22 protein-coding genes and 1 pseudogene are annotated in these 26,731 nt (G+C 57.2%); 9 read left to right on the top strand and 14 right to left on the bottom strand.

All coding sequences use genetic code 11. From position 1 onward, the window contains the following. Window positions 1-23 precede the first annotated feature (23 nt). Entirely contained in the window at window positions 24-962 is a 939-nt protein-coding gene (locus tag M017_RS0120600; protein ID WP_031500078.1) for a GNAT family N-acetyltransferase, read from the bottom strand. Beyond that, window positions 962-2,146, bottom strand: a complete 1,185-nt coding sequence (locus M017_RS0120595; protein ID WP_031500076.1) for an aminotransferase class I/II-fold pyridoxal phosphate-dependent enzyme — start codon at window positions 2,144-2,146, stop codon at window positions 962-964. Before M017_RS0120595 ends, M017_RS0120600 begins: the two co-directional genes overlap by 1 nt. A 47-nt stretch (window positions 2,147-2,193) precedes the next feature. On the opposite strand from M017_RS0120595, the gene M017_RS0120590 reads away from it, so the two are divergent. After that, window positions 2,194-4,497, top strand: coding sequence for a prolyl oligopeptidase family serine peptidase (locus M017_RS0120590; protein ID WP_031500074.1), 2,304 nt, complete (start codon window positions 2,194-2,196; stop codon window positions 4,495-4,497). On the opposite strand, the gene M017_RS0120585 is transcribed toward M017_RS0120590, so the two are convergent. Further along, window positions 4,487-6,031 carry a mechanosensitive ion channel family protein gene (locus M017_RS0120585; RefSeq protein ID WP_031500072.1) on the bottom strand — a complete coding sequence of 515 codons (1,545 nt, stop codon included), beginning with the start codon at window positions 6,029-6,031 and terminating at the stop codon, window positions 4,487-4,489. The genes M017_RS0120590 and M017_RS0120585 overlap by 11 nt on opposite strands. Before the next feature lie 150 nt (window positions 6,032-6,181). Here M017_RS0120585 and M017_RS0120580 point away from each other — a divergent pair, with 150 nt between their 5' ends. Beyond that, window positions 6,182-6,703, top strand: a complete 522-nt coding sequence (locus M017_RS0120580) for a hypothetical protein (RefSeq protein ID WP_031500070.1) — start codon at window positions 6,182-6,184, stop codon at window positions 6,701-6,703. Further along, complete coding sequence (locus tag M017_RS0120575) at window positions 6,700-9,249, top strand: matrixin family metalloprotease (RefSeq protein ID WP_031500069.1); 2,550 nt, start codon at window positions 6,700-6,702, stop codon at window positions 9,247-9,249. Before M017_RS0120580 ends, M017_RS0120575 begins: the two co-directional genes overlap by 4 nt. A gap of 643 nt (window positions 9,250-9,892) precedes the next feature. On the opposite strand, the pseudogene M017_RS30810 reads toward M017_RS0120575, so the two are convergent. Both M017_RS30810 and M017_RS0120565 read right to left on the bottom strand, forming a co-directional pair. Next, a pseudogene (locus M017_RS30810) lies at window positions 9,893-10,213 on the bottom strand (transposase family protein); the annotation flags it as partial. Between the two features lie 299 nt (window positions 10,214-10,512). Continuing rightward, entirely contained in the window at window positions 10,513-13,419 is a 2,907-nt protein-coding gene (locus M017_RS0120565; protein ID WP_031500064.1) for a hypothetical protein, read from the bottom strand. 53 nt (window positions 13,420-13,472) lie between these two features. On the opposite strand from M017_RS0120565, the gene M017_RS0120560 reads away from it, so the two are divergent. Genes M017_RS0120560 through M017_RS0120550 form a run of 3 tightly spaced genes read left to right on the top strand, consistent with a single transcriptional unit; the run spans window position 13,473 to window position 15,843 of the window. Continuing rightward, window positions 13,473-14,345 (top strand): TIGR00266 family protein, encoded by an 873-nt coding sequence (locus tag M017_RS0120560; protein ID WP_080508049.1) that lies wholly within the window; start codon window positions 13,473-13,475, stop codon window positions 14,343-14,345. Between the two features lie 5 nt (window positions 14,346-14,350). Then, window positions 14,351-15,490 carry a dienelactone hydrolase family protein gene (locus M017_RS0120555; protein ID WP_031500061.1) on the top strand — a complete coding sequence of 380 codons (1,140 nt, stop codon included), beginning with the start codon at window positions 14,351-14,353 and terminating at the stop codon, window positions 15,488-15,490. 2 nt (window positions 15,491-15,492) lie between these two features. Next, window positions 15,493-15,843, top strand: a complete 351-nt coding sequence (locus tag M017_RS0120550) for a DUF2809 domain-containing protein (protein ID WP_051670669.1) — start codon at window positions 15,493-15,495, stop codon at window positions 15,841-15,843. Here M017_RS0120550 and M017_RS28045 read toward each other — a convergent pair. Continuing rightward, window positions 15,824-16,282 (bottom strand): DUF1648 domain-containing protein, encoded by a 459-nt coding sequence (locus M017_RS28045; protein WP_051670668.1) that lies wholly within the window; start codon window positions 16,280-16,282, stop codon window positions 15,824-15,826. The two genes, M017_RS0120550 and M017_RS28045, sit on opposite strands and share 20 nt — an antisense overlap. 27 nt (window positions 16,283-16,309) lie before the next feature. Then, window positions 16,310-18,022: an Ig-like domain-containing domain gene (locus M017_RS0120540; protein ID WP_031500057.1), complete on the bottom strand. Its 1,713-nt coding sequence runs from the start codon at window positions 18,020-18,022 to the stop codon at window positions 16,310-16,312. 19 nt (window positions 18,023-18,041) lie between these two features. Here M017_RS0120540 and M017_RS0120535 point away from each other — a divergent pair, with 19 nt between their 5' ends. The 3 genes from M017_RS0120535 to rfbB are packed head-to-tail and all read left to right on the top strand — an operon-like array spanning window position 18,042 to window position 20,325. Further along, window positions 18,042-18,767, top strand: coding sequence for a sugar phosphate nucleotidyltransferase (locus tag M017_RS0120535; RefSeq protein ID WP_031500055.1), 726 nt, complete (start codon window positions 18,042-18,044; stop codon window positions 18,765-18,767). Continuing rightward, the gene (locus M017_RS0120530) at window positions 18,764-19,318 is read left to right on the top strand and encodes a dTDP-4-dehydrorhamnose 3,5-epimerase family protein (protein WP_080508048.1); all 555 of its coding nucleotides are present in this window, start codon (window positions 18,764-18,766) and stop codon (window positions 19,316-19,318) included. The genes M017_RS0120535 and M017_RS0120530 overlap by 4 nt, the downstream gene beginning before the upstream one ends. Then, window positions 19,315-20,325 (top strand): dTDP-glucose 4,6-dehydratase, encoded by a 1,011-nt coding sequence (gene rfbB / locus M017_RS0120525; protein WP_031500052.1) that lies wholly within the window; start codon window positions 19,315-19,317, stop codon window positions 20,323-20,325. The genes M017_RS0120530 and rfbB overlap by 4 nt, the downstream gene beginning before the upstream one ends. Before the next feature lie 225 nt (window positions 20,326-20,550). Here the strand turns inward: rfbB and frr are convergent, their stop codons facing one another. The 7 genes from frr to M017_RS0120490 all read right to left on the bottom strand — a co-directional run bounded on the left by frr (window position 20,551) and on the right by M017_RS0120490 (window position 26,667). After that, on the bottom strand, window positions 20,551-21,129 hold the full coding sequence (frr, locus tag M017_RS0120520; RefSeq protein WP_031500051.1) for a ribosome recycling factor: 579 nt from the start codon (window positions 21,127-21,129) through the stop codon (window positions 20,551-20,553). Further along, window positions 21,126-21,842 (bottom strand): UMP kinase, encoded by a 717-nt coding sequence (pyrH, locus tag M017_RS0120515; RefSeq protein ID WP_031500049.1) that lies wholly within the window; start codon window positions 21,840-21,842, stop codon window positions 21,126-21,128. Before pyrH ends, frr begins: the two co-directional genes overlap by 4 nt. A gap of 5 nt (window positions 21,843-21,847) precedes the next feature. Next, the gene (gene tsf, locus M017_RS0120510) at window positions 21,848-22,750 is read right to left on the bottom strand and encodes a translation elongation factor Ts (protein ID WP_031500048.1); all 903 of its coding nucleotides are present in this window, start codon (window positions 22,748-22,750) and stop codon (window positions 21,848-21,850) included. 94 nt (window positions 22,751-22,844) lie between these two features. Next, on the bottom strand, window positions 22,845-23,759 hold the full coding sequence (gene rpsB, locus M017_RS0120505) for a 30S ribosomal protein S2 (protein ID WP_031500046.1): 915 nt from the start codon (window positions 23,757-23,759) through the stop codon (window positions 22,845-22,847). A gap of 56 nt (window positions 23,760-23,815) precedes the next feature. Beyond that, entirely contained in the window at window positions 23,816-24,211 is a 396-nt protein-coding gene (rpsI, locus tag M017_RS0120500) for a 30S ribosomal protein S9 (RefSeq protein ID WP_031500044.1), read from the bottom strand. A gap of 12 nt (window positions 24,212-24,223) precedes the next feature. Then, on the bottom strand, window positions 24,224-24,667 hold the full coding sequence (rplM, locus tag M017_RS0120495) for a 50S ribosomal protein L13 (RefSeq protein ID WP_031500042.1): 444 nt from the start codon (window positions 24,665-24,667) through the stop codon (window positions 24,224-24,226). Window positions 24,668-24,789: 122 nt separating this feature from the next. Then, on the bottom strand, window positions 24,790-26,667 hold the full coding sequence (locus M017_RS0120490; protein WP_031500040.1) for an alpha/beta hydrolase family protein: 1,878 nt from the start codon (window positions 26,665-26,667) through the stop codon (window positions 24,790-24,792). Between the last annotated feature and the right edge of the window lie 64 nt (window positions 26,668-26,731).

The raw sequence follows: 26,731 nt of genomic DNA, 5'->3' as shown, positions 1-26,731 counted from the left end.
AAGCGATCGCAGTCCGCCCTTTGTCAAAACGGCCAACCAGGCCAGACATAGGCGGCCACCCGGCTCCGCTCGACATAGCCAGCGGAGTTATACAGTCGAATCGCCACTTCATTCGCCGCCGTCACCGTCAAGGTCGAATACTCACAACCCAATTCACTGAACTTTGCCAGTGCCGCCCACAGCAATAAGCGCCCTAATCCCCTGCCCCGCGCGCTAGACTCCACACAAAGCTGCGCAATGTGCCCCACCTGTTCAGACACAGTCGTCAATACCATCCCCACTGTTTGTCCGTTTTCTTTCTCCGTGACCGTAAACGAAGCGGCCGGACAAAAGTCCCCACACACCGGATAGCGAATCAGATTCGCCAGATAGGACCGTGACTTGCCCGGAGCCCGATACTGATCGTTGATCTCGGAATCCATGTGTCCCCGGTAGGCCCGGTATAACAATTGAGCCGCGTCTTCTTCCGCCCGCCACGCCCAGTTCTCGATTCTGTATCCCGCCGGCTCCTGCACTCCATTTGGCCAACGCACCTCGGCGAGCGGCACCTCGAGAAACATCCGTTCGTGCCGCACAGCCTTCGGGTGGGAGTACGCATAGCGCAGCATCATCGGTTGTGATTCGAGACGCCGCACTTGCGAAAACTCCCGCACCGCCTCCAGAGTCGTCGCCAGCAGCAAGCGCTCACTGGCTGCGCTCGCCCACACATCGCACACATAGGCATCGCCAATCAGTGCCTTCGTATCATCAATCACAAAGTACGAATACCCCACCACCCGGCCGCCATCCACCAACGCCATCCCACCCAAAGAGCGCGTCGCCACCAGTTGCTTCACCAGTTCGGCAGTCGCCCGAAAATCCCAGCGATACCATTCCTGATAGCGCTGGGTCTCCTCATCGAGTAGCCCGGTCATCTGAGCCACATCGATTTGAGTGAGCGGGATGGGCTCCGGCAGGCGCATTAGCTATTTAGGAAATGCTTGATCCCCTGCAAGGCCTGCCGCATCCGATGATTGTTCTCAATGAATGCAAAGCGGACATAACCTTCGCCGAGCGGGCCAAAGCCAATGCCCGGAGCCACTGCCACTAGCGCTTTCTCCAACAGTTGCTTGGAAAACTCCAGTGACCCCATGGCCTTGAAGCGTTCGGGAATCGGCGCCCAAAGGAACATGCTGCCCTTGGGCTTCTCCACCGCCCAGCCTGCGCGGTTCAGGCCGTTCACCAGAAGATCGCGCCGCTTCTGATAGATGTTGCAAATCTTCTGCGTCTCTTCTTCGCACTCACGCAAGGCGATGATCGAGGCAATCTGCACGGGCTGGAAATTCCCGTAGTCCAGATAACTCTTGATCCGCCCCAGAGCGTTGATCATCTTCTGGTTGCCCAACACAAAGCCCACACGCCAACCGGCCATGTTGTAGCTCTTGGTCATCGAGAAGATCTCAACGGCATGCTCCTTGGCGCCATCGATCTGCAGAATGCTCGGCGGCTGCCAGCCATCAAAACCGAGGTCCGCATAGGCAAAGTCGTGGATCACCATCGATCCATGCTTCGCAGCCAGATTCAAAACGTGGCGGAAGAAATCGAGCTCCACCGTATGAGTGGTCGGATTGTGCGGAAAGCTGATCAACACGGCTTTCGGCTTCTTCACTTCCTTGCGATAGACATCTTCCAGCCGGTTCAGAAACTCATCCGGCGTATTCATCGGCAAAATGCAAGGTGTGCCTTCGGCCATCGTCACACCGTACTGGTGGATCGGATAGCAGGGGTTTGGCAGCGCCACCACGTCGCCCGGTCCCACCACGGCAAACATCAGATGGGCCAAACCTTCTTTGGCGCCAATGGTCGCAATGGCTTCCTTGTTGGGGTCAAGCTTCACGCCCCACTTGCGGTCATAGCGTTCCACAATGGCTTCGCGCAAACGTGGAATGCCCTTGGACATGCTGTAGCGATGATTCCTCGGGTTGCGTGCGGCTTCTACCAGCTTGTTGACGATTGGCCGCGGTGTCGCGCCATCTGGATTCCCCATCCCAAAGTCCACCACATCGTGTTGTGCTGCCCTCAGGTTTGCCTTCATCTCATTGACAACGGCAAATACATAGGGCGGCAGTTTCGCGATGCGGTAAAACTCTTCGTTCGATAAAGACATTCCTTCCATTGTAGAAAACGTCAATCCGGGTACCATAAATCTCAACCATGAAACTCCGCACCTTGGCCTGGCTTGCCCTCACAACCTGCCTGCTGGGACAGCCACAAAAGCTCACGATCGAAACCGTCATGCAAGGCCCGCGCTTCAGCGGTTACACGCCCGGCGGAGTTCGCTGGTCGGGCGATGGCAAGAAGCTCTACTTCCAATGGAAGCGCTACACCGACGCCATCCGCTCTCCCCTCGACACCTATACAGTGAATCGCGATGGCAGCAATCTGGGCAAACTCAGCGAGGAAGAAGCCCGGCTCGCCCCTCCGGTCACTTGCGATTCCGACCTGGCGCACCAGCGTTGCGTCTACATCCACTCCGGCGACGTCTGGCTCTATGACTTCACCCTCGACCAGGCGAAGCGGCTGACCGCCACCACGGACATCGAAATGCAACCGCGCTTCCTCCCCGATGGCAAAGCGATCTCCTACCAACGCGCGGGCAACCTCTTTGTCCACTCCCTGTCAGACGGCAGTGTCGAGCAACTCACCGACATCCGCAGCGGCAAGCCCGCAAACGACGAAGAGGAGCCTAAGCTCGATCCGAAGAAGGAACTCAGTTCCAGGGACTTTCTCAAACAGGAAGAAAAGGATCTGCTCGCCATCATCAAAGAACGGGCCGCACTCCGGGAAGAAAACCGGGCCCGCCAGCGCCGCGAGAATCCACGCAAGCCGCACTACCTCGCCCCGCGTAATTTCGCATCCAGCCTCCGCCTCAGTGGAGATCGCAAGTTCGTCATCGCCATCTTCACCGAACGTCCCGAAGGAGCCAAGGAAGCCATCGTACCCAACTATGTAACGGAATCCGGTTATACGGAAGATCTGGACTCCCGCAGTTTTGTCGGCGATCTCCAGTCCCGCTCCCGGATCGCCATCATCAATACGGCGACAGGCGAAGTCCGGAATGTCGATCTCGGGCTGGGAGAGAAACCCAAGACTGTCTCCCCTGCGGGAATCGTCTGCAGTGACAACGCACAAAAGTGTCTCTTTCTGCTCCGTTCCACCGACAACAAAGATCTCTGGCGCATGGCACTCGACATTCCTGCGGCAAAAGCCCGCATCCTCAGCCAGGATCACGATGACGCCTGGATCGGTGGCCCTGGCATCGTCGGCTTTGGTGGCAGTGCGCGGATGGGTTTTCTTGCAGACGACGAAACCATCTACTACCAAAGCGAACGCACCGGATATTCGCACCTCTACACTCAACCCTTCGCCGGCGGGGACTTGAAACCGCTCACCTCCGGCAACTACGAAGTGCTCGACCTCAATCTCTCCCGCGACAAAAAAACCTTCTTCCTCACCACCAATGAAGGCAGCCCCTACGAGCACCACTTCTATTCCCTGGACTGGGCCAGCGGAAAAAAGGTCAAACTGACCAACGCTGTGGGCCGCCACCAGGTCACTCTCGCGCCAGACGAAAAAGGGATGGCCGACATCTACAGCTACACCACAAAACCCGACGAACTCTACGTCGACGGCAAACAACTGACCACCTCGCCCTCACCGGACTTCCTGTCGCGCCAGTGGCTCGAAACACCGCTGCTCGAAATTCCCGCGCGCGATGGAAAGAAGATTCCGGCCCGCATCTTCAAACCGGCGAAATGGAAAGCGAACTCGCCCGCGGTCCTCTTCGTCCATGGTGCCGGCTACACCCAGGACGTCCACAAGTGGTGGAGTCCAAATTATTTCCGCGAGTACATGTTCCACCACATCCTGATGGAAGCCGGCTATCTGGTTCTCGAAATCGACTACCGGGCGAGCGCCGGCTACGGCCGGGATTGGCGTACCGGCATCTACCGTTTCATGGGAGGCAAGGATCTGGAGGACCACCTCGACGCCGTGAACTGGCTGGTCTCCACCCAAGGGGTTCATGCGAAAAAGATTGGAATCTACGGCGGCAGCTACGGTGGCTTCCTTACACTGATGGGGCTCTTCACCGCTCCCGACACCTTTGCCGCCGGAGCGGCATTACGCCCCGTCACCGACTGGGCCCATTACAACCACGGCTATACCGCGAATATCCTGAACGAGCCACAGAAGGATCCGGAAGCCTATCGCAAAAGTTCACCCATCTATCACGCCCAGGGGTTAAAAGGTGCCCTGCTCATTTGCCACGGCATGGTGGATGTCAACGTTCACTACCAGGACAGTGTCCGTCTCGCGCAAAAGCTCATCGAGCTCGGAAAAGAAAACTGGGAACTGGCCTCTTATCCGGTGGAAGACCACGCCTTCCTCGAACCCACGTCCTGGTCCGATGAGTACAAGCGGATCTTCCGTCTCTTTGAGAAGAATCTCAAGCCGTAGGAGCCGGTGGATCCTGCGACCGGGGAATGGGTAGATTGGCCTGCTCCACATATAAGGTCTGCGAGGGAAAGGCGAAGTCTGTGCCATGTTCCCTCACGATTTCCATCACATGAAGGAGGATCTCTTCCTGAATTTGGAGAAAGAGCTGGAAGTCCTTGGTCAGAACATAGGCAAACATCTCGATGTCAAGCGAAGAGTCCGCCAATTTTAAGAAGCGGACCCGGCGCCCGTCCGGTGCAATCCGCTCATCCTTCTCGAGCAGAGACCGCATGTCTTCCAGAAGATGGAAAAGGCCTTCCGGAGAAAGACCATACTTGATTCCGATCGTATGGCGGAACAGGATGCGATCGCGCTGGCCAAGATTTTCGATATTCATCGCCGCCAGTTGTCCGTTCGGAATATAAAGGACACTGCGCTGCACCGTCCGGAAGCGGGTCGCGCGGAGACCAATGTCTTCCACCGTCGCAGACACCGCACCAAACTGGCAGCTGTCGCCGACACGGATGCTTTGGTCGCTCAGGAGCGAGAGGCCACCAAAAACATTCTCAAGCGTTTTCTGCGCCGCAAAAGCAATCGCAATGCCGCCGATTCCCAGACCGGCAAGGGCGGCGGTGATGTCAAACCCGAAGCTCCGCAGCCCAATGAGAATCGCGCCGAGGATGACAAAAATCTGGAGCAGCCGGCGTCCCAACTGCAGCATCGCTTGCGTGGAACTCAAATGATTGCGCAACAGATAGCCGCGCACCCGAAGATCCAGATGGCCAATGATGCTGAAGATCGCCCAGACCCAAGCCGCCAGCCAAAGAACAATAATGACCCGGGTGTACCAGACCCGGTACAGCAACGGAAGGCCCAGAAATTGCGAAACAATGCTGTGCAGCAAAAGGCCAATGAAGAGGACGACGGGGAAGCTCGGCCTCTTCGCCACTTCCCATTTCTTCGGAATCAGCCGTAGGAAAAGCCAGGCAATTCCCCAGGCCATCGCCATGGCCACGGGAAAGGCAGCCAGGATCGCCACCAGCACCCACAACGGCATCGACAGAATGTGAATGTCGAGCATGGCCTTCGGAAGATACTTTTCAACCAAAGGAAATCCAAACTCCGGAAAAAGCTGCGGCGCCATCTCCGCCGTCTCACTGCTCAACAACCAGACCTGCTGCCCATTCTCCATCACCCGTACCATCTGGACTTCGCTCGACTGATCCGCGCCCACCACCGCGCCGACCGTCTCGCGATCGCCAGGAAGCCCATCATCGGCCGCCCCCTCCGGTTTCGCACTGACGGAGTCGAGGTTGCCCACAAAGCCCCGGTCGAGTACAAAAAGGAGCTGCCTTGCAATCTCAAGCTTTTCTTTTTCAGTCTCTTGCTTACTAAATTGAATGTAGTGGATGGCCTTGTTGTAGTTGCCGTCTCTCGCGCTTTTGAGAAAGGACAACAGGCTGCTCCGAGGTGTCGTCCGCCCCAGCCGGTCCACAGTAATGCTCTGCCCCCAAACGCTCAGAACAAGCAGAAGAAGAGCCGATAAGATCCTCATGTTCCTCTCACCATACCCCGACTTGAGACAAGCGAGTGGGGCATTCTGTGTCGCGCCGCCACACCAAAAAGTTGCTCAGCCAGAACAAATGCTTTAGAATCAACACTGTACTTCGGAAGCTCACGTGCTCCGGAAGCTTGCGGAAAGACAATGCTGTTTCGCCGATCCACACTCCCCCTGCTGGCTGCAATGATTTGCGGCGCAGCGACGCTCGAGCAACTCTCGACCGACCGTTTGATCAACGAGTCCACTGAGATTGTTCGCGGCACCGTCAACTATTGCAATTACCTCTATCGCCCTCCTGTCATCTGGACCGTCTGCGAAGTCAACGTGAAAGAGCGGTTGAAGGGAAGCGGGACAGCAAAAGTCCAGGTGGCCATTCCGGGTGGTGTCGCCTCGGGGTACCGGCAGAGCATTGAAGGGACGCCCAGCCTCGAGCGCAATACGGAATACCTTCTCTTTCTCTGGCAAGGAAAATCAGGTCTGAAGCAGATCATGGGACTGAGCCAGGGCCTTCTTGGAGTCACCAAGGATGCAAACGGCGAGTTGGTCGCCAACCGTACAGCGAGTCATGAGCGGATGTTGAACGCTCGCGGACAACGGGTGGAGGACCATGGCATCCGCATGAAACTGTCCGAGATCACGGCAAAGCTAGGACCGAGGACGCGATGAAGTTCACCCGTTCGCTCCCCCTGATTGCATTGCTCGCCGCAACTGCAACCGCCAACTATCATTTCGTCCGCTACTCGAACCAAACCGGTTACCAGCAACCGATCTACGAGAAATTTGATCTCAATGCGCTCGTCAACAAAACCGTTCCCTTCTTCATCATTTCCGATGGTTTAGAGAAGCTCGCCGACGGAGACAACCAGACTGCGTTGATGAGCCAGTTACTGCTCGCCAGCCGCACCTGGAGCGACGTATCCACCAGTGAGTTGCGGCTCAACTTTGGTGGCTACGCCACCGCTGCCGCCACCCCGCAAAGCGCCCCTGGCATTGACATCATCTTCGACGAGGTTCCGCCGGGAATCATTTCGTACGCTGGGCCAACTGTTAAGGCAGAGACGACCACCAGCACCGAGCCCTTCACGCCGATTCTCCGCTCCTTGATTGTTTTCCGCAAAGACCTGAGCAATGTCATGAATCAGGCATTGCCCAGCTACTCCGAAGCCTTTTTCCTCAATGCGGTCCATGAGTTCGGGCACGCTCTCGGTCTGCAGCACAGCTTCTCCTCCGCGGCGATGTCTACCCAAATGACCCGGGCCACCACGCGCTCCAAACCCATTGCGGCCGATGACATTGCTGGAATTTCGACGCTCTATCCTTCGAAGAACTTCACCAGCCTGTTTGGCACCGTAACGGGACGCGTGACACAGAACGGCGTGGGTGTCAACCTTGCCAGCGTCGTGGTGTTGTCTTTGAACGGGACGGCCGTCAACACGCTAACCAACCCCGATGGCACTTATCGCATCCAGGGCGTTCCTGCCGGACCCTACCTGATTTACACACATGCCATTCCGCCACCGGTCAGCGGCCAGGCCACTCCGGGTGATGTCATTCCGCCGCGCGATCCGGAAAATAACCAGATTCCGGCAAACAATCTTTTCGACCTGCAGTTTTTTCCCGGCACCCGTGACCCGCAAGGAGCGCAGACCATCAATGTCGCCGCTGGACAGTTGGTGGCAGGTATTAATTTCGCAGTGAACCGCCGCACCACGCCAACCACGCTCTTTTATCCGACCACCTATAGCTACTTCAATAACTCGATTGCGATTCGCCCGGCCTTCATCACCCCGCTGGTGGTGAACCCCTTGTTTGTCGCCAGTGGCTATGGCTTTGTCACCGCAGACTCGAAACCCATCGCTGGCCTGCGATCCATGATTTTAGGCGGGTCACCCGCCATCAATTCCGTGCGCGGCTTCAGCAACAACTACATCATTTTCGATCTCTTCCTCTCGGGCTTTCTCAGTGAGGGCGAACGTCATCTTGTGCTCGATAATGGCACCGAAGCCTGGGTGCTTCCGTCAGCAATTCAAGTGGCGGCACGGCAGGCGCCAGAGGTCGCAAATGTCAGTTGGGTGAGTGCAGCAGGAGAAGACAAGCGTCTGGCGACACTGAGTGGTTCCGGGTTCAACAGCAGTTCGCGCGTCTTGATCGATGGCGAAGCCGCCACCATTCGTTCCGTTGACGAATCCGGCAAAGCAATTACCTTCGTACCGCCATCCGCCCCGACTGGCCATGTCGGTCGCGTGATTGTACTGAACTCCGATGGCCAGAGCTCCCTGTTCCTCAATCCCAACGCCCCCTCTCAATTGCCATACGCCGATAGCGATGCGAATTCATTCTCATTGAATCCGTCAACGGTAAAGATTGGCAGTGAGTCTGTGATTGAGATTGAAGCCCCCGGAGCGCATTTCCAGGACGGACACGTTTCCGTTGGATTTGGCTCGAGTGACATTCAAGTCCGCGCTCTGCGCGTCGTGTCCGCAACAAAGCTTTGGGTCAGTGTGGTGACGGGAGCACATGCAAGCCCTGGCACCTTCACTGCCACCGTACAAACCGGCCTCAATCATTTGCGCCAAGTCAATGCCATCAGCGTGCAAACGGGAACAGGAAACTTCGGCAAGGCCGCGCTGCAGCCGGATCCCCAGTGGACGGCTGAAAACGGACAACCTTTTGTCTATCCAGGCTCCAATGCGATCGTGAGCGTTGCAGGCTTAGAGGCAGCAAGTGCTCATGCCAGCGCCTTCCTCAATGACCAGGCGATCCCGGTACTGGCAGCCGGCAGTGGCCGCGTGAGCCTGCAAATTCCAGCAACGATGAACGCCGGTTTGGCGCTGCTGCGCATTCTCATTGACGGAGAAACGGTGAATACAGTATTGGTTGCCATCTCCGGCGGCGCCCCCACCATCCAGCGCATGGAAGGACCGGATTTTTATGCGATCGATACCGGCCGTCCGGCGAATGGCGGCGATACCCTGACACTCACCTTCACCGAACCTACACTGTTGCCGGAAGCAACCTTGCGGGGCAATCAGGTCGCCGTCAATCTGGGTGAGACCCAGCTCTACACCGCCAAGGTGAACCGCATCGCAGCGAACGTGTTCCAAACGACAGTAACGATCCCCCGCGGTCTTTCCGATGGGAATTACAATCTCTCGGTATCCATTGAGGGACGCACCTCGTCGCCCCTGCTCATGCCTCTCCGCAATCGGTAAGGGGCGGACTGACCCACTCTGAACCGCATACAAAACGCTTCCTGAGACGGAACAACCTCAGGAAGCTCCGCCGCATGGACAAGCCCTCTCCTTGCCTCAGCGCTCTCACCTTGTGGCTGCTAATACAAGTGACAGAGCCCCATACGCGTCTGGGATTGGCACCATCCAGCAGCCTCCCGAAAGGAAGGTGCGTTTGGGGAAGGCGTTCCAAGTCACGCACAAGACGGCGGAAACGGGGCCTGCCGCAACTCCGTTCGACTACTCAGCGCTGCAGTAACAGAGCACAGCCCTTCTTGGACTCCGGCAACTTGACGACTTCCAGTTCGATGCCCTGTTGCTGAGCGGCCTCGACTGCGGTTTGGTCCGAGCGACATGCTCTCGGCCAACACACCGACTGGGGCACGGTCCTACTCCTCGGCTTTGGATGGTTCCATATAAGCGCTCCAGCCGGCCGTTGTCCTGCGGCTTGCCAGGCCGTATCCTCTCGATCTGGATCCCCAGTTCCTGCAGCCACGCGGCCTGCGGTCCAAGCCCGCCCAACGTGGGCGTAATGAAGAGTGGTCCATTGTCGTGGCGCATCGCCTCCGACAAGCCATACTCGCTCATAATATGGCTTCGGCCACTCATGTGTTGTCGTTCGCGGTCACACCGTCAAACAGAGAAGATAGCGGCTCCGCCCATCATCTACGGTCAATGGAAAACACGTCTCGCCGTTGCCGCAGCGATCCCATCCCTTCAGATCTGTGCACCAAAGCTGGTTCGCTTGAGCTACATGCCCCATCGGCGCAGCCGATGGCCTGCGGTTGTCCCCGCCGCCGCTTCGAGTGCTCCGGAGCGCGGCACTCGTCTTTGCGCTCTGCTCGAGCCTCGCCCTGAACCGGTCCACCAGCCGCGGCTTGCCGCCTTCCCGAAACCGCTCTATCCACTGATAGCCTGTCTTCGGAGCGATCCCGTACCGCTCGCAAGGCTCCCTTACATTTCACTGCTGCTTCAACCAATCCGCGATGAACTCTTCTCGCTGTTCCTTCACACGGGTCTCTTTCCGGGCCATCAGGCGCTTCGCCCCCCAGCCAAAAGTGTTAGCTATGTACCCGATTCGGACCTCACGATGCAGCGAAGCCCGTTGCATCCCTCTCGCAGATCCAAGCTCCGCTGCGCCCATCAACCGAAGACTCATTCTGCATCGCTCACATCCGATCGATATTGCTTGCGGGCTTCGGGCGATGAGGCCAGCCGAAAACATCTCAAAGTAGTGACAGTCTCTTAGGGCAGCTTCACCTCATTGCTTGGAATACCTCGAACCTGAAGCTGCACCTTCGCGCCCATTGCCGCTGCGGCGGGAAGCACGGCATTGACTTGATAGAGGCCGACATAGCCGGGCGCCAGTCCCGCATAGAATACTTCCACCTTCGCGCCGTTGATCGTAACTTCCACAGGAGAGGTGACATACTGCAGCCCTTCGCGGGGCTCGACAGGACCGAGTCCGGTTGCATAGATCTCGAGATACCCTGTGCCTTTGCGGATGGCTCCCTCCCCCGTACTGGGATTGAAAAAGATGCCAGGCTGCAACTCTGCAAGCGGCACTCGCAGTTCCCCACTCGAACCGAGCGCAGTGTTGACGGTGAGGCCAGCATCAGTACCACTGATCGCATCCGCAAGGTAGAAGTTGATCTGACTATCGCTGACATAGATCAGCGGCTGAGGACGGCCATTCACCAACACCTCAACATCGTTGATCCGGCCCGGCCATGGAAAAGGAGCAACAACCGTCGCCCCTCCCGCGAGGTTCGCGCCAAATATCGTCTGAAGGCTTCGAGGAGTGAGGCCCGCCGCAAAGGAAGCAGCATTGCCCACAGCCGTACTCAGCAAGAAAGGCTTCCCCAGCGCGGTGACGGTGGCGGAAAGCTCTGAGCTCGCCACACCGTCGAGCGTGAACTGGAGCCTGTTACGAGGAGGAGCCGCAGGAGTCCAGCGGAAGCGAACCACACCCTCTACGTCGGTGATCGCCGTGGCAGGCTCTACGCTGCCAGCACCCTCCAGCTTCGCCACCACTTGGACGCCTGGATAGGGGAGCCGGTTGAGGTCAGTCAGCTTCAGAACAATGGGTTCCGGCAGAGGCCCTGTGCTTGCGATCTGCGCGTCTCCGCTCACTACTTCGAGCGTTAGATCTTTGGCGGCGGCCAGAATCTGGACCCGCGCCTCGGTCGCTTCGTAGTTTGCATCCGCAGGCACTGCATCCATGATGTCGACTCCCTCCGCAAGCCCTTGGACCGCAAACTCGGCCTCTGTTTGGCCCGCTGCGATCGAGAGGGATGCCGGAATTCCCACAAGACCACTGCGAGAGCGCAACGTGAAAAGACGCGCCGTGTCTGCGGCTGCCGCAAGCCGGATTCTGGCTTTGCTCGTTTGGCCCAGCACCACGCCAGCAGCCGGCCAAAGACTCATTTGAACGCTCTTCTTCAAAGAAGCGTCCGCAGTGGCGCGCTGCCCCGAGGCTTTTGCGTAGAAGTTCTCAAAGTGGCTGCGGTAGTTTTCGAGTTGTGTGAGCCAGGAGGCATCGATGGTAAAGCCTTGGGGAACAATGAGGACAAAGCCAAAGCGGAATTTGCGCTGACTCACAGTATCGTCTGGAGTGCGGCGGCCAACTTCGGCAATGACCTCATCGACACTCACATCGCGACGAACACCATCAAAACTACGGCCAACCTGGGGGGCCGGGGGCACAATCGTGCTGATTCCAGAGTTCGCCACATAAAACAGAGGGGGCACTTCTTGTTTCGGACGGAAGCCCATCAAGTATTGGTCCAAAGGAGAGTATTGTTCGGTCACCGCAATGGTTTCAAAACGGGGCGAGACGCCGGGACCTTTGTCCAGAATGCGTTCTCCTTCGAGAAGACTTGCTTCGCTGTTGAAGGTGAAGCTCCAATGCGCGGACTGACGCCCCAGCATGGGGAAGGAGGAGGGATTGTTGGGGTCGCGCACACTCGCAAAGGCAAGGAAAAGATGGCCCGCTTCATGAGCTAAGACCGTCACGGGCGTGTCTCTCGAACTGAACCGCGCCGGCAGAATCCCATTGGGGTCGGTTGGATATTGTGAGAGCGGTCCCATGTTGAGAATGGCCTGCAGGCGGCTTGGGCTGCCATAGTCGGCCCCCACATCCACCAGCAGGTCGCCATAGCCTGTGCGGTGGTTGCGAGTTGTGACTTCATAAGCAACCACGCCAGAGCCAGCATTGATGCCGAGCGCGTTATAGAAGACGAGGTAATCGTAGGAGTCTTCGTGGGTCTCATAGAACCGTTGCGCCGCCGAGACGGTATCCAGCTCTTCCAGCGCCGTGAAACGTTCCGCAATCGAACCCGTAAAACTGAGACCGGAAGAAGCACTGAGACTCACCACATTCGATTGCCCCAGGACCCCGCTTGAAATGCCGACAACTGCTGCGGTGGAACGAATGTCCTGGTATGCAATCTCGATGCTGCCATTGGCGAACAAGCGAAGCTGGAAGGTGTTTTGCGGCCCGATGCCGAAATCAGCATACTCAGGAACCGCAAACCAGGTGACAACGAAACGGTCGGCAGCACGATAGACACTGATGGAGCCCGCACGAGAGACATCGAGATCCGCAAAGAGCGCAGCAATACGAGGGAGGCCGCTGAGAAGCCGGCCCAAGCCACGGTCGCGTGAGGTGGCATCCCCTTCGAGGAAGCTCAGATTTCCATCCGTATTCACAAAGACGCTTGTGTAGCTCTTCCCGAAGTAGGGAAAGGAAAAGTTGAGGTCCAAGAGACGGGTGTCATCGTCGTCCATCGCCTGCAGGACCTGGCCTTGCACCTGTTCCTGCTCGTTGTAATCAGACGCGGCCATCTCAACGCGATAGCTGGCGGCAGATGGAATGAATCGCAATCGCATCTGATTCAGGTTGAACAGATTGCGTCGGCTGATGATTCCAGCGTCTTCCTCGAGAACAGCAATATTGCCAATGTCTCGCGCGGCGCCTCGCGGCTCAGCCGTCGCCGCAAACCCTGTCATCTTGCGAAGGGCAGACTCGAGTTGACGGCGCTCGACATTGAGCTTGGCGCGGAGCAGTTCTTCCTTTGCCCGCTCCGGATAAGTACCGCAGATGTCTTTAGAACTTCTGCCGGACAGAGCACTGGCAAGCAGAGCACACAAGAGGGGAACTTTTAAAGCCAGCTGCAACGTACTTCTAGTAGGATTCATTCTGTATGGCCTTTTGTACAAACTGCGGAGCACAAATTGAGGATGCGGCGAGATTTTGCCCGAAATGCGGGAACGCGATGGCGGGACCAATTCCTACCAGCTTTAGCACACCCGGGAGCTTCTCTCAGGAGCCCCTCAACTATGCGATTCAAGGCGACAACCTCCAGGTGATTCGATGCCATCTGAAGTCCGGTCAGGAGCTTTACGCGGAGGCCGGCAGAATGGTCTACAAAACTGCGAATGTGCATTGGGAAACCAAGATGCAAGGCAACAGCATCGGCTCGAAGATCTGGGGCGCGGTCAAACGCAAGCTGATGGGCGAAAGTCTGTTCATGACCTACTTCCGCTCGAATGGCAACGGAGAAGTAGGCTTCGCCGGCAGCTATCCGGGGAAGGTGCAAGCCTTCGACCTGAAAGCAGGGGAATCGATTCTGGTGCAGCGGGAAAGCTTCGTCTGCGCGCAGACCACCGTCCAACTGAACATCGCACTCGTCAAGAAACTAGGCTCGGGCTTCTTTGGCGGAGAAGGTTTTATTCTTGAGAAATTAACTGGACCGGGCCTGGCCTTTATTCACGGGGGCGGCGACTTTGTCGACTTCCAACTGGGGCCGGGTGAGACGCTGCAGGTGGACACCGGCTGCATTGTCGCGTTTGAAGAAAGCGTGAACTATGACATTCAGTTGGCTGGTGGGATCAAGACCGCCATCTTTGGCGGCGAGGGATTGTTCCTCGCCACACTGACAGGCCCTGGACGGGCGATCATCCAATCGATGACTCTCGAGAAGATGCGCCGCGAACTCGGCGGCTCACGATCCGCGTCGGGTGGCGACCAAGGCAATCCGTTGGGTGCGATTGGTAGTATCTTTAGCGACGACTAAAGATCATGACACTCAATATGCTTGGCGCATACGGAGACTGGGCAGCCGCATCGCTGCCCGATCCACCACGGCTCTCTTTCCGTCAGCCTATCTTTCAGAATGTCGAGTCGTGGAGGCCAGTGGCGCGGGCTCGCTATCGCGAGCTGCTTTTAGGGCCCGCAGCATCGCCGCCTCCTATCGCCGTGGTGCAGCACCGCCTTGAGTTCGACGGGCTCGCGATCGAACATCTGCACTGGCAGTTGCCCTATGGCCCGCCGACGGAAGCGCTTATCTTAAAGCCTGCCAAAGCCACTGGTAAGCTTCCGGGCGTGGTTGCGCTTCATGATCATGGCGGCAATAAGTATTTCGGCCTGCGTAAGATTACGCGGATGTCGAAGGACCCGCATCCCTTGATGATCCAGCATCAGAATCATTACTATGGCGGTCTGGCTTGGGCGAATGAACTCGCACGCCGTGGCTATGTTGTGCTGGTGCACGATACCTTTACGTTCGGAAGCCGGCGGATGCGGCTCGCGGATCTTCCCGGCAAGATCCGAAACAATCTTGTGGAGGAGAATCCAGAGTCCCCTGAAGAGATCCAGAAATACAATCAATTCGCCGGAGCTCACGAGCATCTGATTGCCAAGAGTTTGTTCAGCGCGGGTATGACGTGGCCTGGAGTCTTTGTCTCTGATGATCAGCGGGCGCTGGACTATCTCGCCTCGCGACCCGATGTGGATGCGACGCGGCTGGGTTGCGCTGGCCTCTCAGGCGGAGGGCTGCGCACTGTCATGCTGACTGGAGCAGACGAGCGGATTCGTTGCTCGTGCTGCGCCGGCATGATGACAACCTGGGCCGACTACGTTCTGCAGAAAAGCTATACGCATACCTGGATGTGTTATGTACCTGGCCTCCCCAAAGAACTCGACTACCCGGAGATCCTAGGACTCGGGGCGCCGAATCCGATTCTGGTGCTCAACAACCGCCAGGACGAGCTCTTCACACTTTCGGAGATGGAACACGCCGATCGCATTCTTCGCGAGGTCTACCGGAAGGCAGGTGCATCGGATCACTACAAGGCGAACTTCTACGATGGGCCTCACAAGTTTGATGCCCCGATGCAGAAGGACGCCTTTGCCTGGTTCGACCGTTGGCTCAAAGGCTGAAGTTGGGATGGATCCTGGGGGTTGTTGCTCTCGGTCTGTTCTCGCGCGTGATGCCAATCGGTTGGGTGCTTTGGGATAAGTATCTTGGAGATGCGCTCTATGCAGCGATGGTGTTTCTGCTGCTGGGCGCTTGCTTCCGCCTGGGCGTCTGGCCCAATGCACTCTGCTCCATGAGTCTGATGACTGCAATCGAGTGCTTTCAGTTGACTGGTCTTCCAGCTGCTTGGGTTCAGAGTCCGGCTTTGGGTTGGCAACTCATCGGACGCGCCGTGGGAACAAGCTTCAGTATGTTTGATCTCACGGCCTATGCAGTTGGCGTTTTGCTCATTGCCGCTATTTCCGATAGGGCTTGAGTAGGCGCCAATAGTAGAGGATTGGGACGGCAATCAGGAGCAGAGAGACGGGCAGGAAAGCCCGGCCGAGTCCATTTGCTTGTCCCATCGCTGTCTGAACGGACGCCCAGATCAAGTAGCCCAAAATCATCATCAAGGCAAGCTTCAACACGCCCATCATCGATGGCAGGATGGCTTTCACTTCCGGTTGCTCGCGGTCGACCCCAGAAGGCAAGTTGATCAGGAAGGGAAAGCGAATCGAAAGCGTGAGGAGCAGATAGGCACCGAGCGTAACGACCGGGAGAATCCAGAGCGAGTCTTTACTACTCCATCGATCTGGCTCTCCTGAGATGCCGTAATGAATTGGAACCCGATTGGGTAGCTCCTGCCAGTGTGAGGCAAAGAATCCAATTGCGGCTAGCAACAACCCAAAAGAGAAGAGTTCCCGGATGTGAAGCATGTGGTTCCGTCCTTTTCTCCGTCGATCTTATGGGATGAAAGACGGAACTTCAAATAGATTCGTGCCGAAGTAGCCTCGCACAATGGCATTGACATCCGGAACCTCACGCAAGCCAGAATCCAGAAACGCGCCTGCCTGGGCAAGGCTGGCTAAAGCGATCAACAAGGAACCAGGCTGCGAGAAATCAGCAAAACCTACCAGGAAGATGTGCGGATCGCCGGGAAGAGAAGGAATCGCTTTCTTCGCAAGATCATGCCGGTAGAGCGAGACCAGATCATATTCAAAGGCCGCGCGGATGAGCTGACCATTGGCAGAATTCGCTACGTACTGATCTCCCAACGCGTACTGGAAGAGAACACGTTTGATCGGATTGCCATAGAGCGTGGCCTGCTTGAGGAAGGGCGCAAAGGAGGCGGGCGCGGCTTCGGTTCCAGCGGTGGAAAGGCGATCGAGGAGTTCGAGATAGGGGCCACTCCTGGGGTCCGTGAGCAACTGTGCGGGTTGGTAGCGGGCCGTCAGAGGATCGGGAAGATCGGCAAGAGCAGGAGCAACCGCGGCAACATACTGTTGCAACAAGGGGCGTAAGACTGTGCTGGTGCGGGCCGTCTCAATCGTGCTGCCGCCCCCGACATTGAGAACTCCGGCTTCAATGCCAGGCTCGATGGCGAGCAAGATCGTCCCGTACATCGCACCGAGGGACTGGCCAATGTATTGAATCTTGTTCGGGTCGAGATCGCTCGTGCCGTCCCCATCAAGGTCGATGCCCTGTTGGATCTCGCGCACCAGCTTTCGATAGTCGAGCGCGGTCTCGCGCAAGCAGCGATCGATGAAGTCCGGCAGCTCCCCTGTCATCACGATGCAGCCTTCGCCGGGAGCGATCACCTGATCGTGATTGAGGTCGATTCCCCGCCCCGCAGCAGGGAGAAGAATCGTTTCGCCACTCTTTGTGTCAAAACGGATCTTCGAAGCAGGCCCATAACCATGGCCAACAGCATTGATCGACAGGACGACAGATTTGGCAATCACGGAAGAAGCAATGATGGTGGGTCCGGAAAAGCGATGGTCCGTCAGTCCGTGTCCCACCAAAACAACCGGATAACCTCCCCGCGGCGCAGGGGAATTGGGAATCCAGGCATGGACATCTACGGTGTCTCCCCGGGGACTCTCATAGCGGAAGAAGGCCATGCGCCGGAGCCCGAGCGTACTCAGAAATGCAGGCGGCACCGGGAAGGCAGTCTCGGAGAGCGTGGCCTTCTCATCAGCACTGGTCTGGTTGAGGAGCGAGATGGACTGCACTTCGTTGAGATCGATGATTCCATTCGAGAGCGGGCGCAGCGAACCGGCAGGACCAAGATCCCGAGCCAGGATCGTCGACGTAACATTCTTTGTGTGGAAGTGGGTGACATGGTCCGTGAGGAAGTTCGATATGTGTACGGTGTAATTGCGATCGTGCTCGAGTGCTTCGTCTGGTTTCACGTAGGCCGTGTTCGTTGCCGGATCCCAAGCCACCTGATTAATCGGCATCCGGTAGCCAGTGGGGTAGGTACTAAAGCCGGCGGTCTGCTGGGGTTCTCCCCATTCGATCGAGATGCGATCCCGCAGCGTGTTGGGATCGATCGGACCAGAAAACTGGACACGAATGAGTGGCTCCAAACCGGCGCCATTGCCTGAGGGGGAGACAGAGAGGATGGACTGTCCGTGAAGAGAAATCGAAACGAGCAGTAAGAGCAGAAAGGGCATCCCTTATAATGGAACGGAAATGAAGGGCGTCGTATTAGCGGGCGGCACGGGCAGCCGATTGTTCCCGCTCACCAAAGTCACCAACAAGCACCTGATGCCCATCTATGACAAGCCGATGATCTACTACCCGGTGCAAACGCTGGTGGCAGCGGGCATCGACGAGATCATGGTGGTTACAGGTGGACGGAGTTCCGGAGATTTTCTGCGCCTTTTAGGCAACGGAAAAGACTTCGGATTGAAACACCTGAACTATGCCTACCAAGATGGCGAAGGCGGGATTGCCGATGCGCTCAGCCTGGCTGAGCACTTTGCCGATGGCGACAAGATCTGCGTGATTCTCGGCGATAACATCATCGAGAAGGACATTCGCGCCGCCGCCGATGCGTTTCGCAAGCAGGAGAAGGGCGCCAAGATCCTGCTGAAAGAGGTGCAGGACGCCGAACGCTTTGGCGTGGCCGAGATGCGTGGCGACAAGATTGTCGGCATCGAAGAGAAACCAGTGCGCCCGAAATCGAACTACGCCGTCACCGGAATCTATATGTACGACGGCAGCGTGTTTGACAAGGTGAACCGCCTGATTCCGAGCGATCGCAACGAGCTGGAAATCACCGACGTCAACAACTTCTATATTCGCGAAGGCACGATGACCTACGACTTTCTCGATGGCTGGTGGACCGACGCTGGCACCTTTGAGTCGCTCCTTCGTGCGGCTAATCTCGTCGCGCAAACCCAAAACAAACAATGAGTGAACCGAAAATCCTGATGCCGGAATTGTGGGCGGAAGCAAACACCCCAGGCATCGGCGCCATCGTGCGCGCCACCACTGACAAGGGCGTCATTGCTGGTGTAGAAATCTCCCCTTATCCGATTTTTCCTGATGACCGCGGCTACTTCCTCGAGGTGGCCCGCATTGGGCAAGGACTGGTGTCGCAGTTCCCCGCGGCAACCACACAGGTGTCTGCCGCGCTGAGCTATCCAGGCACGATTAAGGCATTCCACTATCATCGGCACCAGACGGACTTCTGGGTGCCGGTGATGGGAGTCTTTCAAGTGGGGCTGGTTGATCTGCGGGAAGACTCGCCGACCTTCCGGATGAAGAATACGATCTACTGCGGCGGGTTGAAGCCGCTGCAGATCATCATTCCACCGGGCGTCGGGCACGGCTATAAGGTGGTGAGCCCCGAAAACGGCATGCTGGTCTATGTGACCGATCGCCAGTACAATCCAGCGGACGAAGGCCGGATCGTTTATAACCACTCTTCGATCGCCTACGACTGGGAAACCCAATTCAAATGAAAATTCTTGTGACTGGGGGAGCCGGATTCATCGGATCGGCGTTTATCCGCTTGACGATGGATGCGCACCCGGAGTTCAGCGTCGTCAACCTCGATAAGCTGACCTATGCGGGCAATCTCGAGAATCTGAAGACGATCGAAGGCAATCCGCGCTACCGCTTTGTACGAGCCGATGTCTGCGATGCCGCAGCGGTAGATGCCGCCTTTGTGGAACATCGTCCGGACGCCGTGGTGCACTTTGCCGCCGAGAGCCATGTCGACCGCAGTATCCTTTCGCCCGAACCCGTCGTGTCGACAAATTTCATGGGGAGCTTCCAGATACTGGAAGCGGCCAAGAGGCATCGGATTGGCCGTTATGTGCATGTTTCAACGGACGAGGTCTACGGGAGCATTCCTGAGCCTCTGGACGCCGATGAGAGCTATCCTCTCATCGCATCAAGCCCTTACTCTTCCTCCAAAGCAGGCAGCGACCTGCTGGCCCTGAGCTACGCCAAGACCTTTGGCTTTCCAGTGATGGTGACACGTGCCTCGAACAACTACGGGCCTTACCAGTTTCCTGAGAAGCTGATTCCGCTGATGATCTCCAATGCACTCGAGGATCAGGCACTGCCGATCTATGGCGATGGAATGCAAGTGCGGGACTGGCTTTATGTTGATGACCACTGCCGGGCGATCCATGCCGTGCTGGCCAAGGGTGAGCCAGGTGAAGTGTATAACGTCGGCGGCAGCCGGGCTCTGGCCAATCTTGAGGTGGTGCACCGGATTCTGAAGATCACGGGCAAGCCGGAATCGTTAATGAAAACGGTGAAGGACCGTCCGGGACACGATCGCCGCTATGCGATCACCAGCGAGAAGCTGGAGAAGACAACCGGGTGGCGCGCCGAGATGGATTTTGAACTTGGGCTGCAGTCCACCATCGAATGGTATGTGCAGAATCGCGATTGGGTCGCGCGCGTGAAAAGCGGCAGCTATCGCGATTACTACGAGCGCAATTACACCCAACGCTAAGCCAGCTGCAAATTATTTGCAGAATCTATTGACGATAGGACCAATGTAGTCTTATATTGGAACTCATACGATTCGCGTGGAAAACATTGCGGATCGGATGCTCAGAGGGCTTCTGCAGTGACTTTGGCGAGAAGTTGCGGAAGCCTTTCTGTCGAGTTCATCAAATTAAAAGGGCGGCAGGAACCCATGGGTTCCGCCGCCCTTTTCCATCTTAAGAAGCGCTGTTTAACGGATTTCCATGATTTCTTTTTCCTTGGATTTCGCGGCCTCATCCAGCTTCTTGATCGAAGCATCGGTCAGCTTCTGGATCTCGTCGAGCGAGCGCTTTTCATCGTCTTCGCTGATCGCCTTATCCTTGAGCAGCTTCTTGACCTGATCGTTCGAATCGCGGCGGATATTGCGCAACGCAACACGATGATCTTCGGCCATACCATGAAGCTTCTTCGCCAGCTCCTTGCGCCGCTCTTCGTTCAACGGCGGAATCGGCAGACGAATCAGCTTGCCATCGTTGGACGGATTGACGCCGAGCTCGGCGTTGCGAATGGCCTTCTCGATCGGCCCGATCATTGAGGAATCCCAGGGGGCGATCGTGATCAAGCCTGCTTCAGGAACGCTTACCGTGCCGACCTGATTGACCGGCGTTGGCGTGCCGAAGTAATCGACACGAACACCTTCGAGCATGTTCGCATTGGCGCGTCCGGTGCGGACCGTGCTCATCGAATGCGCGAGATCGGCGAGTGCCTTCTCCATCCGGGTTTTCGCACTGGTCTCAATCTGTTTGGTAGTTGTAAATGTTTCGCTCATTTGACTTCGTGAATCAGAGTTCCGATTTGCTCTCCAAGAGCCATTCGCATTATATTGCCACGGATGTTGGAATTGAACACCGAGATCGGAAGACCATTATCGCGACACATGGCGACGGCAGACGCATCGAGGATGCGCAGCCCTTTGGAGAGAACCTCGGTGTAGGAAATTGTGGAATACCGCACCGCATCATCGTGCTTCATTGGGTCTTTATCATAGACTCCATCGACCTTCGTGGCCTTCGCCAGGACTTGGGCGTGGATTTCAAGAGCACGGAGCGCAGCAGCGGAATCGGTAGAGAAGAAGGGGTTGGAGGTGCCAGCGGCAAAGAGAACGATACGGCCTTTTTCGAGATGGCGGATCGCACGGCGGCGGATATACGGCTCTGCCACAGAGGGCATTTGGATGGCCGTCATCAACCGCGTGGGCGAACCGGCACGCTCGAGAGCATCCTGAAGGGCCAGACCATTGATGACCGTAGACAGCATCCCCATATGGTCTGCTGCCACCCGATCCATGGACTTAGCGGCGGCGTTCACACCCCGGAAGATGTTTCCACCGCCGACTACCAGTCCAATTTCAACGCCTGTCTTGTGTACCTCGGAGATCTCTTGAGCAAAAGCGTTTACGGTGTCGTTATCAATGCCAAAGCCTTGGGGCCCGGCCATGACCTCGCCCGAAAGTTTCAAGACGATACGCCGGTAGCTTGGCATCGTAACTATTCCGCTGCCGCTTCTTCGCCAGACTGAGTTTCGCCGACTTTGAAGCGAACGAAGTGAGCAACTTCAATCGCCCCACCCACCACAGAACCCTTCTGCTTGACCAACTCTGTAACGGTCAGAGAGTTGTCCTTGATGAAAGGCTGTTCGATGAGACAAACTTCCTCATAGAACTTCGAAAGACGGCCTTCAACGATCTTATCGAGGATCTTGTCCGGCTTGCCTTCGTTGCGCGCGCGGTCGCGGGCAATGTCGGCTTCCTTGGCCAAGTGCGCTTGATCCACCTGATCGCGACGCACATACTTCGGATCGGCCGCGGCCACTTGCATGGCGAGGTCCTTGCCGAGAGCGAGGAATTCTTCGTGAGTGGCTTCCCCGTTGGTCTTCAATACAATCGCTACCGCCAACTGGCTGCCCGGATGGGTGTAGCTGGTGATCGCACCGCTATCGATTGCCAGACGTTCAAAGCGCTGGACGACGATGTTTTCGCCGACCTTGGCGATCTTGGTCTTGATGTAGTCGCCGACGGTGGTGGCGGAGTCCTTGACGAAGGGCTCTGCAAGGAGGGCTTCAACGGTTTCGGCCTGAGAGGCGGCAACCTGCGAAGCGATATCCGCTGCGAGCGACTGGAAGTCGTCTGTACGGGCGACGAAATCCGATTCACAATTGACTTCCACGATCACGGCCGACTTTGCATCCGGAGCAATTTCGATTGCGATCAAGCCCTGCTTGGCCGAACGGGTCGATTTCTTGGCAGCGGCAGCAGCTCCGCGCTTGCGCAGGATTACTTCCGCCTCATCCAAATTTCCGTTCGCTTCCACGAGCGCATTCTTGCATTCCATCATCCCAGCGCCGGTGCGCTCGCGAAGTTGCTTAACGAGTTGAGCGGTTACTTCCGCCATATAGTTACACCTGTCCCTTTCGTGGATTTCTTAGAAGCCAAAGAGCCGAATTGCTTCGGCTCCTCATTACCGAGACTAGTTGTCCGCGGCTAAACTATTCCGCTTTGGCAGCGACGGGTTCAGCGACAGGAGCTTCTTCGCTCTCGGGGGCCTTCTTGGGGAGAGACATCGACGGGAGGTCAATGTCGTTGATCAGCGTTTCGCTCATCAGCTCTTCGCTGTACTTCGGATCGACGTACTGAGCATAGTTGCTCATGTCGATTGAAGTGGTGCTTTCTTCTTCGGTGACCAGGTGCTGAGCAGCAGTCTGGAAGTCATGCTCGGTGGCGAGAGCACGGCCTTCGATGACGGCGTCAGCGATCTTCGAAGTGAAGAGCTTGATGGCGCGCAGAGCGTCATCGTTGCCCGGAATCACGTAATCGACTTCATCCGGATCGCAGTTGGTGTCGACGACACCGACAACGGGAATGCTGAGACGACGTGCTTCCTTAACGGCGATCGATTCCTTAGAGGAGTCGACGACAAAGATCATATCCGGGAGACCGGGCATGTCCTTGATACCGGCAAGGTTCTGCGAGAGGTGCTTGCGCTCGCGCTCGAGGCGGGAAATTTCCTTCTTCGAACGGCTGCCCCAAGTTCCTTCCGTCGACATGGTTTCGAGCTCGCGGAGACGCTTGATCGAACCCTTGACGGTGGTGAAATTGGTGAGCAAGCCACCGAGCCAGCGGTTGTTGATGTAGTACATGCCGCAACGTGCAGCTTCTTCAGCGATAGCTTCCTGGGCCTGACGCTTGGTGCCGACGAAGAGGATGTTTTTGCCCTGAGCGGCCATTTCGCCTACGAAGCGCATGCCGTCTTTGAAGAGCTTTAAGGTCTTCTGCAGGTCAATGATGTAAATACCGTTGCGTTCGCCAAAGATGTACTCTTTCATCTTTGGATTCCAGCGCTTTGTCTGGTGCCCGAAGTGAACGCCTGCTTCGAGCAGTTCTTTCATGGAAATCGAAGGCATGACAAGTCCTTTGCTTGGTTAAGACGATCTCTAATTTGTACGGAGCTCGGCAGCGATTAACGCTTGGAGAACTGGAAGCGCTTACGGGCGCCCTTTTGGCCGTACTTCTTACGCTCGCTGGCGCGGGGATCACGCGTGAGCATGCCGAGCTCTTTGAGCTTCGGACGGAGTTCGGTGTTGAACTCCAGCAATGCACGCGCAACGCCCAGCCGACAGGCTTCTGCTTGACCCGTGAAGCCACCGCCGTCGGCAAGAATGAGAGCATCAAACTTGTCGGCCGTCTCGGTGGCAAGCAAAGGCTGCCGCACGGTGGCGCGGGCCGTTTCCGTGTGGAAGTAGTGCTCGAGGGCGCGGTGGTTGACGGTGATGTCGCCCTTACCAGGACGTAGAAAAACGCGAGCCGTAGAGGTCTTGCGGCGTCCGGTTCCAATAAACTGATTCAAACTAGCCACGAAATTCCTTCCTTAAATCTTCTCGCTAACAGGTACCGTCGGCTCGGGCTTCTGTGCCTGATGCGGATGGCGGTCGTTGGCGTACACTTTCAGCTTCTTGCCCATGTGCTTGCCCAGGGTGTTTTTCGGCAGCATGCCTTTAACAGCCAGTTCAATCATACGAGCGGGTTTGTTCTGCTTCATGTCGCGCGCTCCGGTTGCCTTCAAGCCACCTGGATAACCAGTGTGGTAGTAGTAAACCTTTTGCTCGGTCTTGTTACCGGTGAGGCGCACTTTGCCTGCATTAATGACGATCACGTGATCGCCCATGTCCAGATAAGGCGTGTAGGTCGTTTTGTGCTTGCCCATCAGGATGCGAGCGGCTTTGGTAGCCAGGCGGCCAAGGGTGGCCCCTTCCGCATCGATGATGTGCCACTTACGACTGACGTCTTTTCCGGAGGGAACGTGAGTTTTCATAACGTTTCGGGTCTCCCTCTAAAAATAGTCAACTTTACCAGTCTAGCCTGAGCTGCACGCTGTGTCAAAGCAGCGACAGTTTGGCCGTACTTCTCTGCAAAAAATCCCCATTTTTGTAGGCTTTAGCGGTCGGTCACCGGCCGGGGCTGCGCCAATTGCCGGACGTCGGGGAGATCAAAGGTCTTCAGCGCGCCCGGAACAATCGTATTCTCGATTCCTTCGTGGGTGGGCGCGGCGATGAGCTCCTGATAACTATGGAAGGGCGACCGGGTGACCAGCTCTTGGAATTTTGGTTCGAGAGCAAAGGCAACCGTCGCCGCAGCGGCAAGATTTCCCGAAGCGGCCAGTTTGGCGCGACGGCTCCCGCTTCTTTCAAGATAAAGGAGAGCGGAAAGGAAGTCAGCAGCCTGCATCTCCAGCAGATTGCGTCCAATTAGCCAGGCGCGGGCCGCCGTCTGGTAGGACTGGTTGTAGCCGCTCGCACCAGCTTTTCTGTACCCGGCGCCCGATCCTCGTGGAGACAGGGCAAGAACACGGGTTCCCTGCCCCACCAGATTTTCGATTTCAGTGTCACTCCAACCAGCGACGACCCAAGTGGCGGTCGGGGCTTGGGGGAGATAATCGTGTGCGGGAATGGCAACTTCACCCTCGACCAACAGTTCCAGATGTTCGATTCGGTAGGAACCTTTCTGTTCGGTACGGAGGAGTTTGGACTTGCTGCCAGTGACGCCGCGCCATCCGATCGCCGTTTCGAGTGCCGTGTGTGTAAGCTTAGGACGCTGATCGGCCAAGAGCTTCGCCTGTTTCTTTGTGAGGGATTGCACAGTTTCCGACTCTGCGAGTTGGCCGTTCTGCGTGACCCAGAGTGCGTTCTCCGGCTCGGGAACGATTTCCGGTTCGGGACGGGCAGCTTTCTGGTCGAGAAAGAGATTGTCCAACCAGTTCGCGGCCGCTTCGCGACGAGGCCGGGACCAGCCATGCGTGTCGTCATACTCAAAGAGCCCGAGCTTGTCCCCGCCCCCAAGGATGTCGAAGAGGCGTTGCATCTCGCGGAAGGTGGCATGGGCGCCGGCGGCCGGAAAGTAGTCGCGAGTGGCAATCGTCATCAGATAGGGCCGTGGGGCCTGCGCAAGAGCGAAGTCGCCGAAATCGAGACCGCGCGCGAGGAAGCCCGGCCAGATCTGTTCGGCGTCTTGCGGGCCGGGGCCCACCCACAGTTCCCGCCAGCGGGTCATATAGCAGGAAGAGATGGCTGTGGCCAGGCGGGGTTCAAAGGCCGACAGGTAGGCAGCCTGAGTGCCGCCGCCGGAGTTGCCAGCAACGGCAATGCGCTTGGGATCGATCTCGGGACGAGTGAGTAGATAGTCCACCGCACGGATACCATCCCAGATGAAATGGCGAGCGAGGGTTTGCCCGGTCAGGAGAGCCGGGACGCCAGCCATCAGATGTTCGCCGACTCCAACGCCCGCCCGCGACTTTCCGGTGGCCGGATCGAGAAACTCGAGACGTTCTCCCTGGCCCGGAGGGTCGTAGGCCAGCACCGCGATGCCGCGCTTGGCAAAGGCAATGTAGGCAGTCTGGTAGGTGGGGTAGGCCTTGCCTGTATCAGAATGGCCGGCGACGCCCAGCACGGCGGGATGTGGTCCAGGAGAGTTGGTGGGGAGATAGAGATTCGCTGTGACGACGAAACCCGGCTGGCTCTCAAAACGGATCTTCTCGACACGGTAGCCCTCACGGGCGAAAGCTCCGGTGATCTGCGCCTGCAACGGCGTTTTCACAGCCGGGAGACCGCCAATCAGTTCGAGCGCCGTTTCCCGCACCTCTTTGCTACGAGCCTGGATCGCCGCTTTCGTCGTGAGGTTGGCGATCGCTCGATCGCGAGCTGTCCACTGCTTTTCGGCTTGGACCGTCAGCCAGTTTTGAAACTGCAGCGCATAGGCCTCAGAGGACTGAGCCAGCAGTACCGGAGCACAGAGGAGGAAGATTAGGAGGCATGGCACAGGGTTGGTTTCTCTGCTGACTATCCTACCCAAGGAAAGCGCAACCTGGAGCGCCTGAGATCGG

It is taken from the genome of Bryobacter aggregatus MPL3 (assembly GCF_000702445.1).
Lineage (GTDB): Bacteria > Acidobacteriota > Terriglobia > Bryobacterales > Bryobacteraceae > Bryobacter > Bryobacter aggregatus.
Note: the sequence above shows the minus strand (reverse complement) of the source record. Positions and strands in the feature narration are given on the sequence as shown.